General features: G+C 47.1%; 11 protein-coding genes. 2 read left to right on the top strand and 9 right to left on the bottom strand.

Annotated features, from left to right (window positions below):
• Positions 1–71 precede the first annotated feature (71 nt).
• Both BUB19_RS13110 and BUB19_RS13105 read right to left on the bottom strand, forming a co-directional pair.
• On the bottom strand, positions 72–779 hold the full coding sequence (locus BUB19_RS13110; protein ID WP_073095012.1) for an L-ribulose-5-phosphate 4-epimerase: 708 nt from the start codon (positions 777–779) through the stop codon (positions 72–74).
• A 210-nt stretch (positions 780–989) separates the two neighbouring features.
• On the bottom strand, positions 990–1,571 hold the full coding sequence (locus tag BUB19_RS13105; RefSeq protein ID WP_073095011.1) for a peptidylprolyl isomerase: 582 nt from the start codon (positions 1,569–1,571) through the stop codon (positions 990–992).
• A gap of 236 nt (positions 1,572–1,807) precedes the next feature.
• On the opposite strand from BUB19_RS13105, the gene araA reads away from it, so the two are divergent.
• Entirely contained in the window at positions 1,808–3,295 is a 1,488-nt protein-coding gene (gene araA, locus BUB19_RS13100) for an L-arabinose isomerase (protein WP_073095010.1), read from the top strand.
• Here the strand turns inward: araA and BUB19_RS13095 are convergent.
• From BUB19_RS13095 to BUB19_RS13065, 7 genes are all read right to left on the bottom strand, one after another.
• Entirely contained in the window at positions 3,287–4,951 is a 1,665-nt protein-coding gene (locus tag BUB19_RS13095) for a cation:proton antiporter (RefSeq protein WP_073095009.1), read from the bottom strand. The two genes, araA and BUB19_RS13095, sit on opposite strands and share 9 nt — an antisense overlap.
• On the bottom strand, positions 4,951–5,760 hold the full coding sequence (locus BUB19_RS13090) for a hypothetical protein (protein ID WP_143156030.1): 810 nt from the start codon (positions 5,758–5,760) through the stop codon (positions 4,951–4,953). Before BUB19_RS13090 ends, BUB19_RS13095 begins: the two co-directional genes overlap by 1 nt.
• Positions 5,761–5,852: 92 nt before the next feature.
• Positions 5,853–6,059, bottom strand: coding sequence for a hypothetical protein (locus BUB19_RS13085; protein ID WP_073095007.1), 207 nt, complete (start codon positions 6,057–6,059; stop codon positions 5,853–5,855).
• A 66-nt stretch (positions 6,060–6,125) separates the two neighbouring features.
• Complete coding sequence (locus tag BUB19_RS13080; protein WP_073095006.1) at positions 6,126–6,449, bottom strand: high-potential iron-sulfur protein; 324 nt, start codon at positions 6,447–6,449, stop codon at positions 6,126–6,128.
• 12 nt (positions 6,450–6,461) lie between these two features.
• Positions 6,462–8,573 (bottom strand): PVC-type heme-binding CxxCH protein, encoded by a 2,112-nt coding sequence (locus tag BUB19_RS13075; protein ID WP_073095005.1) that lies wholly within the window; start codon positions 8,571–8,573, stop codon positions 6,462–6,464.
• A 203-nt stretch (positions 8,574–8,776) separates the two neighbouring features.
• On the bottom strand, positions 8,777–11,179 hold the full coding sequence (locus BUB19_RS13070) for an alpha/beta hydrolase family protein (protein WP_073095004.1): 2,403 nt from the start codon (positions 11,177–11,179) through the stop codon (positions 8,777–8,779).
• On the bottom strand, positions 11,172–13,544 hold the full coding sequence (locus BUB19_RS13065) for an alpha/beta fold hydrolase (RefSeq protein WP_073095003.1): 2,373 nt from the start codon (positions 13,542–13,544) through the stop codon (positions 11,172–11,174). Before BUB19_RS13065 ends, BUB19_RS13070 begins: the two co-directional genes overlap by 8 nt.
• Positions 13,545–13,862: 318 nt before the next feature.
• Here BUB19_RS13065 and BUB19_RS13060 point away from each other — a divergent pair, with 318 nt between their 5' ends.
• Entirely contained in the window at positions 13,863–16,085 is a 2,223-nt protein-coding gene (locus BUB19_RS13060) for a sodium-translocating pyrophosphatase (RefSeq protein ID WP_073095135.1), read from the top strand.
• The last annotated feature ends 121 nt before the right edge of the window (positions 16,086–16,206 follow it).

Genomic DNA, 16,206 nt, shown 5'->3' with positions numbered 1-16,206 from the left:
GATTTAATTAAAGGTTGGTGGTTTTTTAAGTGTTAAAACCTCCGGAGCATTGCTCCGGAGGTTTTTGTTTGTTAGCCTTCTTGTCCATAATAAGCCTCCTTACCGTGTTTTCTGTCGTAGTGTTTTTTGATCAATGCTGGTTTAAGTCTTGGTGCGTTGGGATTGATCTGCAGGGTAAGGTAGGCCATGCGGGCGATTTCTTCCAATACGCGGCTGTTGTACACTGCTTTGGCAGGATCCTTTCCCCAGGTGAAGGGCCCATGATTGCCGATCAGTACCATTTCCACCTCCTTGTAGGAGATTTTTTTCTGTTCGAAACAATCCAATATCTGATGTCCCGTCATATGCTCGTAATCTCCCGCAACTAGGGAATCGGCCATTGGTGCTGCACAGGGAATGTCGCTGGTATTGTGGTCAGCATGCGTGGTACCAAAAATCGGTATGTCCATCTGCGCCTGAGCCCAGGATACCGCGTAGGTGGAGTGGGTATGACAAATTCCCCCGATATCCGACCATTCCCGGTACAGAAAGGCATGGGTTTTCGTGTCTGAAGAGGGTCTCATGGCGCCTTCTACCCTCCGGTTTTCATAATCGACGATGACGATATCCTCTGGCTTAAGCTGCTCATAGGGTATGCCGCTGGGTTTGATAGCGAAAACCGCTTCTTTGCGGTCTACGGCACTTACATTGCCAAAGGTGTACACCACCAGATCGAGCTGGGGCAATTGCATATTGGCCTCGTAACATTCTCTTTTTAATTCTGTATATCTACCTGACATAATTTTCGTCTTTTGTTGGTGTCACACTCATCCATTCCTTATTCAAAATCTAATTTTTTAAAGTACTACCTCAAGCCATCCGTCTGCCGCCCATGTTTGGGTATTGATCATTAATTCTGGTCTTTCTCCATCCGCCACACCATTACCAAAAAAACATGACAATGTACGAATACGAAAAAAAGACAAATTTTAATTTGCAGACTCATCTAATTATGGGTTTTCCAGTGGTTTAATTTGCCGGATTGCAACCGGTTTTTGTAGGTACTGTTCCGTGTTTTCCATCACCTGAATTTGTTTTACCAGATCCATCCCTCTTACCACCTTACCGAAAGCAGCAAAACCCTGACCATCCGGATTGCGCATTCCTCCATAGTCCAGTTCCGGTTGGTCTCCGATGCAAATAAAAAAACTACTCTGAGCGGTATGGGGACCACTTCTCGCCATAGAAATGGTGCCGTTTTGATGCCGTAAACCTGTTTTTTGGGTAGTTTCCAGATCTATGGGCGGGAATAGTTTCTTCTCAGAAACCATGCCCCCCTGTATCACCTGAATTTTTATTTCCCTACCCGCTTCATTTTCGGGGGTACAAACCCTGTAAAAATCAGTATCATTATAGAAGCCATTGCTTAGGTACCGGAGAAAGTTTGCCACAGTTTCCGGAGCTTGATCCGAATAGAGTTCAATGTCTATATTGCCCATATCAGTAACTATTCGGTATTCCTGAGCCATCTGAGCGAAAACATTGGAATAGGCGAAATACATTAATAGGAAACAATGGGCCAGTTTAAGCATCGTCAAAAAGGATAGTATTTTTAATTGCTGCCAATGGCGCTCAATATCCGAAAAAAGGATGGCTTCGGCAATAATATTTCCAGAGCCGCTGGATTTCTTTGACAGTGGCGTAAATTGAGCATTAAATATTGAATTTCGATATTGTATTTATGTGGAACCTGAAAATTTTTTCGATTGGTATTTTAATTCTCAAAATTAAGGTGTAATTATGACATTTAAAATATAAGATTGGTTTCATGAAGAGTTTATCCCAATATGAGGTATGGTTCATTACAGGCAGTCAGCACCTGTATGGAGAGGCGGCACTAGCTGAGGTAGCCAACCATTCCAGGGAAATGGCTGCGGCATTGGATGCGTCCGAAGAAATTTCGGTTCACCTGGTATTTAAACCCGTTGTTACCACTGCGGTGGAGATTCAGGAAGTATTTGCCCAGGCAAATGCCCAAAAAAACTGTATCGGTGTGATCACCTGGATGCATACTTTTTCTCCGGCCAAGATGTGGATCAATGGATTGAAAATTCTCTATAAGCCGCTCCTGCACCTGCATACCCAATACAATTCCAAACTACCCTGGGATACCATAAATATGGATTTTATGAATCTGAACCAAAGCGCCCACGGAGACCGGGAGTTTGGGTTTATCTGCACACGGATGAAAATCCCCCGAAAGGTTGTTGCAGGGCATTGGAAAGACAAAAAGGTACGTGTGGAAATTGACAATTGGTGTAGGGCGGCTTGTGGCTGGCACGATTGGCAGGGAGCTCAATTTGTCCGATTTGGAGACAACATGCGTCAGGTAGCTGTGACCGAAGGCAATAAAGTTTCGGCCGAAATGCTTTTTGGTTTTTCTGTAAATACCTACGGGGTAGGTGACTTGGTAGGCCACATAAATGAAGTAGATGCGCAGGCAGTAGACCATTTGATTGGCGTTTATGAGGATCAGTATGTATTGGCGGATGCATTAAAAAACGGAGGCGCAGCAAGGGCATCGTTGCGGGAGGCAGCCAGGATAGAGTTGGGATTGAAGCAGTTTTTGGAACAGGGATCGTTCCGTGGCTTTACCAATACCTTTGAAGACCTGCACGGGATGAGCCAGCTTCCGGGTATCGCTGTGCAGCGGCTGATGGCACAGGGCTATGGGTATGCGGGAGAGGGCGATTGGAAAACCATGGCATTGGTTCGTGCGATGAAGGTGATGGGTACCGGATTGCCGGGGGGCAATGCATTTATGGAGGATTATACCTACGATTTGGAAGAGCAGGGCGGAATGGTACTTGGCGCACACATGTTGGAAGTAGACGAGAGCCTTGCCGAAGGACCTATCCGCTGCGAAATCCATCCGCTGGGTATAGGAGGAAAGGAAGACCCGGTAAGGCTTGTTTTTAATGCAGGAGGGGGAGATGCTGTCAACGCATCTCTGATAGATTTAGGTGACAGGTTCCGGTTGGTCATCAATGAAGTGGAGGCGGTCATTCCCCCCAGGGATCTTCCCGAGCTACCGGTGGCCCGCAGCCTGTGGCGCCCAAAACCAAACTTTAAAACTGCGGCCACTGCCTGGATTTTAGCTGGCGGTGCGCACCATACCTGCTTCAGCCAGAACCTGGACACGGAAGTCTTAGAGGATTTTGCGGAAATAGCCGGATTGGAATGTCTGGTCATTGATGGAGATAGCAGGTTACGAGATTTTAAACGTAATTTAAAAGGTATCAACGGGTCATTTTGACCTGTCTGATAATTGTTTACGCAGATAGGACTCGTAAAAATGGGTGGCCGCCATATGGTGTGGGATCAATACTTTGTCAGCTCCGCTTTTTTCAAACAAAGCCAGATCGCCCGCTCTTAGCGCGGTAAGGTAGATTTTCCCTGCGTATCCGTTGTTTACCAGCGTTTCAACCAGATGCCTTGAGGGGTCTAATAGCGGCACTGTTGATATCACACATTTTGCGGTTTTAAAGGGGATTTGATGAAATATTTCAGGATCTTCCATATCGGCAAAAACCACATCTCTTCCTGCTTCCCTTTCCTGTCGTACCACCATCGGGTCAAAATCGATTCCCAGGTACCTGAATTCCTTTTGCTGATCCAGTATATCTGCGATCTTACTTCCAAATCTGCCAAAACCCAGGATAATCAAGTCATAGGCCTTATCTGATTTATCCTCAATGAAGGGGTCGATAATTTTCCTGCGTTCAAAAATGCGCAGGAGCGGCGAAAGAAATTCATACAGCGGATGTGAATACAGGATCAGGTAGGTAGAAAGACCGATGGTAATAAGGCCAACCAAAGTTATCAGCCCCACTACTTCCTCATTGATATGCCCGATACTGAGTCCCAACCCTGCAAATATCAGAGAGAATTCGCTGATTTGCGCCACGGTGAGACCTGCAAGAAATGAAGTCCGCTTCTTGTATCCCATTATGCCCATGATGATCAAAACGATAATGGGGTTGCCAATGAGTACAAAAAAAGAAAAAACAAAAGCTGTTCCCACCTGATTGCCGATCACATCAAAATTCAGCTCGGCACCCAGGTTTACGAAAAAGAACAGCAATAGAAAATCCCGCAGGCTTACCAATCTGCTGCTTATTGCTTCTTTAAATGAAGAGGAAGCTAAACTAACGCCAGCCAGGAAAGCCCCCACTTCTCCGCTGAACCCCATTACTTCGCCAAGGGAGGCCAGGGATACTGCCCAGGCAATCGCAAACAACACAAGTAACTCCTGAGACCTGGCGAGAAAATTACTGAGCCCGGGGATCAGCCATTTCATGGCTAGCCAGGTCAGCAGGAGGAGTACCGCACCAGAAAGAACAGTCTGCAAAATCGCTTGCCACAAGGGAGATTCAGTTTCCTGCCGCATGGTGGATAAAACGATCATGACAAGAATTACCACAATATCCTGGACAATCAAAAAGCCTACTGCAATCTGCCCGTGTAGCGAATCAATTTCCTTTTTGTCCGATAATAATTTGACAATGATAATGGTGCTTGAGAACGTAAGGGCAACTGCAACGTAGAAACTATGGATATGGCTAAACCCCATGCCGATTCCAATCAGGTATCCAATGAAGGAGGTAAAGAGCACCTGTCCCAATCCTGTTAATAAGGCCACCCTACCTACGGATTTTATTATCCTGAGGTCCAGCTTCAGACCTACTATAAATAATAAAATGACTATGCCCACCTCTGCCAGCAGATGGATGTTTTCTTTCGAATAAACCACATCCAAAACCGAGGGGCCTACCAGGATTCCCAACGCGATAAACATAACGATAAGCGGCTGCCGGAGCAGCTGTCCTGCACCGCCTAAAAGTGCTGCCAGAAACAGTATTATGGCAAATTCATAAAACGGGTTTGCTGCAAGCTCGCCAAGCCAATTCATTAGGGTAAGATAATAAGCGGTGTGTTTCCATCATGAATCAGGTCATTGATGAATAATTTTCTGAAAAGTTGATCATTTAAGTTTCTGGACCCTTTCTGCAGGACGATAAATATTTCCTTTTGATGCCCATATGTAGATTTGATCTCCTTCACGGCATCTTTTCCCATATAGATGTTTAGGCGATGGGTCCAACTCCCGGTGAAATTACCGGACAGCTTTTGCAAATAGGACTGGCTTTCCTCCTCTTCAGATTGGTCACTGATGATAGTTAGCCATTCTACTTCCTCCAGATGGTCTCCGATGCTCGCCAAAAGACGTTTTAATGCAATTTCGTTAACTGGATATTTGGGATGGCAGGCCACAACCAATTTCTCCGGGATACTTCGATTGATGGTTTTTGGAATGCCTACAAACAAATGGTTCAACTGATTGATGATATTGGTGGCCGTGCTGCCTATAAGGAATTTTTTTAACGGGCCCGTCCCCTTCAAACCCAAAAAAAGCACATCGTTGGGTTCCAGATAGGTTTTCAAAAACGGAACCAACGGCTTATCGATGGCTAGAAATATATCATCCGAATGGTTCAGGTTTGTTTTATCCAACAGGTCCAAAAAATTCTTTTTTGCTTCTTCTTTTTCAAAGCTGATCAATTGCTTTCGGGTGGTCTTGTCGGCTACAGTAGGTATCATACCTGGTACCCTATTGACAAAGACCAATTTCATCCCATAATGCACCTTCCATTGGTAGGCCATTTGTATGAGCGGAACGGAATATTCAGAAAAATCAAGTAATGCAATTAATCTCTTCATCTAACAGCTTTATTTTGGCGCAAATAGTTTCCTTAAAGATATCAAAATCTTTACTATTTTGCCATTCCAGGGCTGTTTTAATGCAGAGGGCATTACTGGTCTTCATACCATTTTTCCTCAAAGGTATGCGTTGGATCAAAAGCTGCTTTGAGAACCTTTATTACCATCCATATCATCAGGATCGGAGAAACAGCAAACATCAGCAGGATGAATGCTGTATTCAGATTTACCGCTACTGCCACAACGTATACCAGCAGAAATCCACTTACCAGACTGACGGGGATCAGGGACTTATCCATAATTTACCTTTTTTACGGAAAACGAAGACAGTCAGGTAATTGTTCTCCTGCAAGCCTCAAAAGATTTCAGGCATTTTCCACCCGGGGTGCCCAATATGTGCAGTAAGCGCCGGGTTTTACGGGGCCTTTAAATAGCTGGCAGCCGCCACATTTTCTTTTTTCAGTCGGGGGCAGATACAGTTGGCAATTGTCACAGCGATTGTCGGAAACAGGGGTCTCTTCCTCATATCCCAGGCTCTTCCTCTTCTCCAGTTCTTCCTCATCCAGACCGCTGAGATCGTCGCAATCCGTAATATCTTCCAGACTGTATTCTTTTTGAGGACTTCCGCAATTCAATAAAACCAATCCTGAGGAACCTAGCAGGGTTTGAATAAATATTCTTCTATGCATGTATCGTGTTGCTTAACGATTGGCCATCAGCTCCTGAAGTGGAAATCCGGCGTAATCATTTATTTTCTCGAGTTTGTTTAATATCAAAGCCAGCTTTTCAGAATGGCGTTTACTGGACTTTTCAAGCCCTGCTTTTAAGTGCTCAAGTCCGATATTTTTCCAATGATTCATATTGTCCTCCTCCAGAGAAGACAGAAGATTGACGTAAGCGTCAACGCTTTCTTCCTCCCCTCTGGCGCCCATGATGTGGGATACCTCTTTGATATAATCATTTTTCCATCCCTCGGTACTTGCGAAGAAATCATGATTTTCTTTAAGCGCTTCAAGTATTTCAACTCCTGAGCCGGCATTCGAACTGAGGATTGCCGTGCGAAACCATTTGTTTGAGCCTTTATCTATCAAGGCAGCGGCCAATTTCTCAACTGCGAGATTGCCTTCGTAATTTCCAAGACTTAAAATGGCCTGCAGCGCAACAATTGGTGTTTCATCGGCTGTTTTCGATGAGATTTCTTCCTTCAATTCAGGAAAATCTTCTGCGAGAATCAATGCATTTTTTACCAGTCCCCAATGATCACTTGCTAACGCACCGGCCACCATCCCGGCCCTCAGTGCATCCAGCGATTTAAGCAAATGGAGGGCCAGAACCTGTGCTTTTGGGTCGTCTTTGCCGGCCAATTCCGATAAGTGGGGAATATATTCCTGTTTGGGGTTTTCCAGGATCAACCGTTGCGCGGTAGTTCTGTTCCACCCGTTTTCATGCGCCAGTTGGGCGACCAGATCCGCCGCATCCATTTGAGAAAAATCCGGAATTACTTCATCTGGCCTGGGAGAGGATTTTGGAACGAGGCGGTAAATTCTTCCGTGATTTTCACCATTCATAAAATCCATTTCTTCCTTCAGGTCATCTGGGATGGATACCGGGGTTTCGATATGCTGCCGGTAAAAATCAACCAGGTAAAGAAAACCGTCGGGTCCCACTGTAAAGCCTACCGGCCTGAACCAGGGGTCCGTGGAGGCCAGGAATTCCTTTTCGGTTTCCTCAGCGGGCCGATGCGCCACAAGGATGGGGCTATTTTTATCCAGCACCAAACGGTCTCTGTGTACCAGATTGCCCGCTACATCGCCGGTAAAAAGATCTCCATAGAATTCTTCGGGAAAACCGCTACCATCATAGATCGTCCCCCCCGAAGCACCCGTAAAATGGTCTTCAGCATACTCTACCCGGTCAAGTTCCTGCTCCTGGTACTGTTTATTTCTTCTTCTGGTTCTTTCTGCTCTCCAATAGGGGGGAGGGGTCATTTGAAACATTTCTAAATCATGGTCGGAAATATTTTGGTTTACAGATTTACTGGACAAATGGCCGTGTCTTTCCAGATATCTGCCTGGAATGACGGCCTGTTGAATATGCAGCGTATTTTGAGTAAAAAGCTTATTGCCCCAATCATCAAATGTTTGCCCAAACTGAGCTGTCCCGCTTTCCTTCTCGTACAGTTCCTTGTCCAGCCGAAACCTGAAGTCCATACCCTGGAGCGATAGAGCGCCGGTATCTGCACTGTTTCTGAACTTTACATCACTTCTCTGTCCGTTATTTGCCGCATAGATCCAGTTATCTACACCCAGGCGCAGGTTAGTAATTTGTGCCTCCGAGTTATTTTCAAAAAAGCCCGAGAACAATATCTCTTTGTTGTCCGCCACACCGTCTCCGTCCTCGTCCTTCATGTAATAAATATAAGGAGCAGCAGTGACGAGCAAGCCCCCTTTCCAGGGCATCAGGCTGGTGGCATCTGCTATTCCCTCAGCAAAAATGACAGCGGCATCTATCTGCCCGTCACCGTCCTCATCTAACAGTTTTTTGATAACTCCTTTGCCCTGGCCTTCCTCTGGCTTATAGGGATAGTCTGGCATTTCTATCGCATAGGCGGTACCCGCTTCATCGAATACAAGATCTACAGGATCTTTGATATGAGGCTCAGCAGCAAATAGCTGTACCTCAAAATCTTCGTGCATATCAAAGGTAGCCATTGAAGCTTCCGGACTTAGGGGACCAGCATATTTGTCTTCTGTACAGGATTGAATACCTGTAAATAAAAGCAGTAAAAGGGTATAGCAGGCAGTACTTTTCATGTGTTTTTATCTTTTCTTTATGGCCTTGCAGATATAGAGCATTGTGCCTTTCTCTCGTCAGGCAGGTTTGAACCCACAATATCTGATCTATATGGGAATTTGAAAGTCCAATATTGAATTAAATTGGGTAAATCGAAACTAATTTTCCACAAATGGAAGGTGTTTTTCACTAATCCCGTAGCAATTTGACCCGGTTTATTCGTTTAATATTTTTTTACCTTGCTAAATCCAAAGAAATCATCCAAATAAGCGTAGGCTTCTTTTCTGACTTCCGGCGGGAAATCATGGCCTGCATCGGGGTACCGTACTTGCAGGTGTTCCGGAAATCCCATCCACTGGTACACCGGCCTGAGCTGAGCAATGGCATGCTTAACTCCTTCGACCGAGAAATTGCTGTCCTTTACGGGGGCATTGGTAAAAACAGGCCTTGGTGCGATCATGGCAATGATGTCTGTAAAGTCGAAGGGCAGCCTGGCATCCGGCAGATGCTTTCTGATAGCGGGCATGTATCTGTCCTGAGCCCAGGGGCCAAGGCGGCCGCCGTATTTTTTGCTGCCGGCATCGCCAATATCATAGTAGCTGAAAGGTGTCCAGCCACAGCTACTCACCACGGCCTTGATCCGCGGATCATGGGCCGCCACAAAAAGGGCATTGTGGCCACCCAGCGAATGCCCGATCACACCAATGCGATCGGGGTCTACTGCCGGCATCTCGCTCAAAACATCAATGCAGCGCATGTGATTCCATACGCCAAGCAACGTACCGGAAGGAAAGCCATCGTTGGAAAAATCATGATTTTTTTGTTCGCCAAAACTGGGGTAGTCGGGCGCCATGACGACATACCCTTTACCGGCGAGCTCCCTGGCCACAGCCCTGTTTTCCAAAGGCCCCTCCCCGTCCACAATTTTTTTACCACCTTCACCCGTGCTGTGGAGCACCAACATGGCAGGGCGGTCTTTACTTTGGTGGGGAAGGTACAGGTATGCGGTAACATCATTTCTCGGATCGGACTTGAATTTAACGTGATATCTGGTAAAATTGTCCGCTGCAATAGAGTCCAGATAGGTAAGTTGTGGTACAATGAGATTTTCGCGGGATGGAAGTGTTCCCATGATCGAAGCCATATCGTTTTGCCATCCTTTCTCTTTGGCTTCCCATTCCTCCAGTGTTTTGAGGGGAATTTCGCTTTCGGTGCGCAGCAGGTAAGGATTAGACCATACTTGTTGCGGATGGGGCTGGTGGAGCAGTTTTTTGATCGCCGTCATGATGACAGACTCTGATTCGGCAGTCACGGGACTTGCATTGATTTCATACCCTCCCTGCGGGTATGCATCTGCTGTGCCGATGTAAAAGGGACCGTAATCCCCATAGGCAGCCATGGCAACAAAGAGGTCGGGTCTTTCGGCCTTGGCGGCCAATTGATATTCCGCAAACAACTCTCCGGGTAGATGCAATATCCGCGTGTCTCCCAGAGTCAGACAACCGATGTCAATCTTCCTGCCCATCTGCTGCCGCTTGTACCAGGCCAGCTTTTGCATGTTATTGGTGAGCCAACGGGCATTTTGGCTGTGCATCTCCTGTTCAATACCTGCAATGCTTTCGTCGGCGGGAAGCAATACTGGTTCTTGTTGCCAGAAAATATCCCCTGAGTTCAGGGCTTGTTTACTGGTGTTTTCCCAGGCTTGTTCCATTCCTGCAGCCAACCTTTCGGCCAGCAGACTCCTGTTGATTTTTGATCCATCATTATACTTCCCTGCAGCAATATTTGCTCCGGCACCATTAAAATGTACATGCAGGGCCTCCGGTACGGAGATTTGGCGCATGTAGCGTGCGATTCCCGGAAAGTCAGGATTGGCGATCTTCGTCAGGTAGTAGCTTTGGGGATGTACCGCATAATAACTCAGTACCGCCAGCGGCTCATCGCCGTTCCAGAAACTGATCAAAGAAACTTCCGGGTCTATCAGGCCTTCCGGAAAATCCCTTATAGCAGCGTCTTTGGTAGAAGAGCTACGGAAATGGCTTACTTTGCCGTCAGGACCTAAGATGCGGCGATTTGAGGCCACCTGCCTTACCTCAGCCTTTCCGGTACCGACATGGGTCAGGGGTTTGGAACGGGACAAAGCAGCCTTGATGGCTTCCTCCAGCCGATCCAACAATACCCGGTCAAATGAACTGTCAAAAGCCTGCGGATCCAGGCCTGAGTCAACCAGGATTTTTTCCGCCGACCAATCACTGATAGGTGCATCATGCTGGTGTACAGCATGTACGGCTACCCGCGAAGGAATGGTTGATGCAGCTTTTGCCAGGCGGGATTTGAAGACATCCTGGCTTTCGTTGGCTATTCCTATCCAATCAATAGCACAGAGCACAATGGGAAGCCCACTACCGCTTACGATAATCCCCTTTGCCCTTAGGCCCAGGTTGTCTCTGTTTTCCATCCGGTCATATGCCAGCATACTACCCACCGGCGGCGTAGCATCCACATCAAATACCGCCAGAGATAGGCTTTCATCCAGGGACATTCCCTGGCGCGCAGCTACCGAACTGTAAAAAAACAGGCAACTCAGGCCTACGATAAGGGCTAGGGTAAATTTCGGCTTATTCATTGCTGTTTTTTGTCTGCTGGTAAATCCATTCTATCATTTCATTTTGTGACGATTTACTGAATCGGATAAATCCTCCTGGTATATACTGCATACCTTTGTATTCGGCTCCGACCTGGTCTGATAATTTTTCCAGATTGGCTAGGGTGGTGTTGATGGCGTCCAGATCGGCATGACGATCCAGCTCCGGACTGATCACCATCAGGGGTCTGGGTAAAAGTGCCCCGAGCATCTCCGGAAAGTCCACCGGCATGGCCGATGGCTGATCCAGGAATAATCCCCACCTGGGCACCAGGCCATAAAGATGTGAGAAAGCCTTTATCCCCTCCATTTCTGGCCCGGCCTCCCGTAACGGCGTAAATGCGGAAGCTACCGCTACCCCGGCCGCTCTGTCCTCCAGTGCTGCTGTGATCAGTGCTACCGTACCACCCAAAGCGTAGCCTGCCAGATAGATGTTACTTTTGTCTATAAATGTCAACTGCTCCAATGCCCTGACCGCATCACGGGTGTCTTTGACCATTTTACCCATTTTAGACCAGTCGGGATACCGGTCATAAAATTCGGTACCTTCTTCGATGCGACTGCCATAACCAAGGAGATCCATGGTGAGGACGCCCATTCCTTTTGCGAGGCAACCTTCAATAAATTCGTTCATCTCTCTGCCAAAGCCTGTATTGGTATATTTGTGCAGGTATATGACCACCGGTATTTTTGTATTTTTTTCCCTGCCATAGTCAGTCTGTACCTGCTCGGGCAGGTATAAAGCTCCATGTTGGTAATCACCCAGTGCGTTGTAGGGCGCGATATTGCGCCTGAATCCATTGTCCACCGTAGGTCGGTCAAGAAGCAGGTCCAGGTAGTCACTCTTGCTGCTTAAATTTTCAATTGGGGAAGCAGCTATTCCTTCTGGCTGTACTCCGAGCGTCCACGAAAGTGCTTCTCTTACCTCTTTCTGCCAGGCCAGAAAGTCAGGGGGATCCATCGTCCGACCGTTTTTTATCAGAGAGGCCAGCGTATGGGGTTGTTTGGGTGAGTTGTGTAGCTGGTTTCTATTATCCTTCCACCGCGTAAAGTCATACGTATAATATCTCCTGTTTTCCCAGTTCTTGTCGGAACGACCAAATTGTATGTCCAGCCAGTCGATGTAGCCTTCAATATCTCTGGCTGCAACAGCATGTTTCCCATCCCTGAACCGCAATCCCAGTTTTTCGGGTACGCCGAGAAAGTCATATACCTTTTTCAGGGACTCGAATTGCTGTTCGATGGCCCAGGGGTCGCCACCACCGGCTTCCCGGATAGAAGAACTCAGCAATAGGGAATTGGGAGCGATCAAAGCCATAAGGGAGTTTTGATCGATGGGCAATTTGTGTTCCCGGCCGTTGAAAAACCGCAATCTGGGATGAAACCACTGCGGGCGGATGGAATTTAAAAAATCGATGGATTCGTTTTCATGTCTTTCATCCGTATACCGGTAGGGTATTTCTCCGCCAGTGCCACCGCTGCTGCTGATCAATGCTGTGATCCTTGGGTCAAAAGCGGCAGCCAAAATCGATAGCTTGGCGTTTCTGGAATGCCCTGTTAGCGCTATCCTGTCTTTATCTACTTCTGGAAGGGTATGCAGGTAGTCCACAGCCCTTTGTGCGCCCCAGGCCCTTGTCATCAATGCAGACCAATCATAGCCGGGATATACTTCCTGGTAATGAATGGTTTCATCAAACACATCAGCACCAGCGTAGATGACTCCCATATAGCCCCTCCTTACGGCTATCTGCACCCATCCCCGATGGTTCCACTGACTCATAAATACCGGGTGGGGCCCTTTACCAGGTGGTGTAAACACTTCGAGCGTCAGGCGTGCTTTTTCATGGGATCCAAATGTCAGCAGGATCGTCTGGACCCTGATCTCACCCTCATGGTGTTCGGAAAGGATCTCCGATGTTAGGTTTTCCGGAGGATCCGGAAAGGTTCCGGATAGCAAAAGTTTCACCTGCTCTTTTATCCAAGCCCTTTTTTCATGCCACTGATCCATGCTTTCAACCCTGGTAGGTCTGTCTCCCTCATTCAGGATGAGAGGATCCGGCAGGAATGGAAGTGAGGGCAAGGTGTCAAAATCAGGAGGTAATTCTCCTGTCCTTTGCTGCCAGGCTTCCCAGGTGCTGTCCCGGAAGCTTAGTCTTTCAAAGGAGGAGAAAACATTTCTCGTCCGTTGATCAGGTCGCGGATGGGGTCGATTGTATTGTTGAAGCTGCTCCAGAAAAGCTTCTCGCTTTAGTGTATCTGCAGACTGCGGAGAGGCAGTGTAAAGGGGAAGGCTGAACAGGAAGAAGGAGGAAAGAAGATGAAAGAAATAAACTACCGGTTTTTTCATAATGCACGTGGGATTAGCTTCGGGACAAATTAGCTTGAAATTACTGACAAATTTTAATGCAAAATGGACCAATGGTAAAATAATGCGATGGACACAGGCAAGGCTGTCTTCCGAATAAGTGTTTAGGGTTAATTTGCTAAAAAAACCTGAAAAATTCATTGAATTACTCCAAAAAGTCAGAATTTTTGATCAGAAAAGCGCCAATCTGAGGTAATGGCATTGCCAATTGTATCTTTTGCAAATTCTTCCTTGAAAGGATTGGGAATAATAATATCTTTGTCGAAATTAAAAAATCTGTGTGTTTCTTTAATAGTTGATATGGAACAATTATTTCTCTATTTGGTCCCTTTTTTGGGTATTTTTGGGTTGGTGGTGATGGCCATTAAATCTGCCTGGGTAAACAGGCAACCGTCCGGCGAACAAAATATGGTGGAACTGGCCGGATATATTGGCAAAGGAGCCATGTCCTTCCTGAAAGCGGAATGGAAAGTGATGATATATTTTGTTGTGATCGCCGCAATTATCCTCGGCTGGTCAGGTACTTTGCTGGACAATTCCAGTCCGGTCATCGCGGTATCTTTCATTATCGGAGCCGTACTGTCGGCCTTTGCCGGATACCTTGGAATGAAAATCGCCACCAAAGCCAATGTAAGGACCACTGAAGCGGCTAAAACCAGCCTTGCCAAAGCCTTAAATGTGTCTTTTTCAGGAGGCACCGTCATGGGCCTGGGCGTTGCCGGACTTGCCGTTTTGGGTATGGGTGGTTTGTTCATCATCTTTTATCACATGTTTGTATTGTCCTCCGGAGGCGATGTCAATGGTCACGAAATGGAGACCGCGCTGGAGGTTTTGGCCGGTTTTTCTCTCGGAGCTGAATCTATCGCCCTTTTTGCCAGAGTAGGTGGAGGGATCTATACCAAGGCGGCAGATGTAGGAGCTGATCTGGTAGGTAAAGTAGAAGCGGGTATACCCGAAGATGATGTTAGAAACCCGGCTACCATTGCCGATAATGTGGGCGATAATGTGGGCGACGTAGCGGGAATGGGCGCTGACTTGTTCGGATCCTATGTGGCCACCATACTGGCCTCGATGGTGCTGGGTCGTGAAATCGTCAGCAATGATAATTTCGGAGGTATCGCCCCGGTATTGTTGCCACTGGTCATCGCCGGACTGGGATTGGTTTTCTCCATCATCGGTACAGTATTCGTAAAAATATCATCTGAGACAGGCAGTGTTCAGGCAGCCCTGAACAGGGGAAATTGGATTTCCATCTTGTTGACGGTAGCGGCATCCTTTTTTGTCATCGATTACATGTTGCCCGAGGGAGACCTGGTGATGTCCCGGTTAAACTCCATAGCATTTACAAAAATGGGGGTTTTTGGTGCGGTTTTTATCGGACTGATCGTGGGAGCGCTGATGAGCATCATTACAGAACATTATACAGCCATGGGCAAGGGGCCTGTTAATTCAATCATCAGGCAATCCTCTACCGGCCACGCTACCAACATCATCGGTGGTCTGGCAGTGGGTATGCAGTCCACTGTATTGCCGATTCTGGTGCTTGCGGGTGGTATTTTCTCCTCCTACATGGCTGCCGGACTGTATGGTGTGGCCATTGCAGCAGCCGGGATGATGGCTACTACGGCCATGCAATTGGCCATAGATGCATTCGGACCGATTGCGGATAATGCGGGAGGAATAGCAGAAATGTCGGGACTTCCCAAAGAAGTAAGGGAAAGAACAGATATTCTGGATGCGGTAGGCAACACTACAGCTGCTACCGGTAAAGGATTTGCCATTGCATCAGCGGCTTTGACTGCCCTGGCACTGTTTGCTGCCTATGTAGGTATATCAGGCATTTCTACCATTGATATTTACAAAGCAGACGTCTTGTCAGGCTTGTTTGTTGGGGCCATGATACCCTTTATCTTTTCATCTCTGGCAATAGCGGCAGTAGGGCGTGCAGCTATGGACATGGTGAATGAGGTGAGAAGGCAGTTCAAGGAAATGCCGGGAATAATGGACTATACCGAAAAGCCGGATTACGAAAAATGTGTGGAGATTTCTACCAAAGCCTCCATCCGGGAAATGGTGGCGCCGGGTGCCATAGCCCTTTTGGCTCCGATTATTGTTGGATTTCTTTTTGGTCACGAAGTTTTAGGCGGAATGTTGGCCGGAGTGACCGTGTCCGGAGTTTTGATGGGTATTTTCCAGAACAATGCCGGTGGTGCCTGGGACAATGCCAAAAAATCCTTTGAGAAAGGAGTGGAAATCAACGGTGAGATGTATTACAAAGGTTCCGAGCCTCACAAAGCTTCTGTTACCGGAGATACCGTAGGAGATCCGTTTAAAGACACATCAGGGCCATCCATGAATATTCTCATCAAACTGACTTCCATTGTTTCCATTGTTATCGCCCCATTTATCCCCCTGGATAGTCCGTTGGGGATATCCGATATCAACAGAGAAGAAATGAAGCCCAGGGTGGTGCAGGTGGAGACAGAGACCGCAACGGAGATAGAAGTTCTGGAGATCAATTAAAGAATTGCGAGACAAGGCGCAAAATTAAAGATGTTCGCTTGCTTGCGTGCCACCGCGGTTGTCAATGGTCTGCCGCCTGGATAATTTTGGGATCAGGCCATTGAAAAAGGACCTGTAAAGT

Source organism: Cyclobacterium lianum (assembly GCF_900143075.1).
GTDB classification, from domain to species: domain Bacteria; phylum Bacteroidota; class Bacteroidia; order Cytophagales; family Cyclobacteriaceae; genus Cyclobacterium; species Cyclobacterium lianum.
This window is presented reverse-complemented; position numbering and strand designations above follow the sequence as displayed.

Bases quoted from the DNA above. Each gene is read 5' to 3' on its own strand.
- BUB19_RS13085 (WP_073095007.1), bottom strand. From the start codon at position 6,059: ATGGATAAGTCCCTGATCCCCGTCAGTCTGGTAAGTGGATTTCTGCTG.
- BUB19_RS13075 (WP_073095005.1), bottom strand. From the start codon at position 8,573: ATGAAAAGTACTGCCTGCTATACCCTTTTACTGCTTTTATTTACAGGT.
- BUB19_RS13105 (WP_073095011.1), bottom strand. From the start codon at position 1,571: ATGCTTAAACTGGCCCATTGTTTCCTATTAATGTATTTCGCCTATTCC.
- BUB19_RS13080 (WP_073095006.1), bottom strand. From the start codon at position 6,449: ATGCATAGAAGAATATTTATTCAAACCCTGCTAGGTTCCTCAGGATTG.
- BUB19_RS13110 (WP_073095012.1), bottom strand. From the start codon at position 779: ATGTCAGGTAGATATACAGAATTAAAAAGAGAATGTTACGAGGCCAAT.
- BUB19_RS13095 (WP_073095009.1), bottom strand. From the start codon at position 4,951: ATGAATTGGCTTGGCGAGCTTGCAGCAAACCCGTTTTATGAATTTGCC.
- BUB19_RS13065 (WP_073095003.1), bottom strand. From the start codon at position 13,544: ATGAAAAAACCGGTAGTTTATTTCTTTCATCTTCTTTCCTCCTTCTTC.
- BUB19_RS13070 (WP_073095004.1), bottom strand. From the start codon at position 11,179: ATGAATAAGCCGAAATTTACCCTAGCCCTTATCGTAGGCCTGAGTTGC.
- BUB19_RS13090 (WP_143156030.1), bottom strand. From the start codon at position 5,760: ATGAAGAGATTAATTGCATTACTTGATTTTTCTGAATATTCCGTTCCG.
- araA (WP_073095010.1), top strand. From the start codon at position 1,808: ATGAAGAGTTTATCCCAATATGAGGTATGGTTCATTACAGGCAGTCAG.
- BUB19_RS13060 (WP_073095135.1), top strand. From the start codon at position 13,863: ATGGAACAATTATTTCTCTATTTGGTCCCTTTTTTGGGTATTTTTGGG.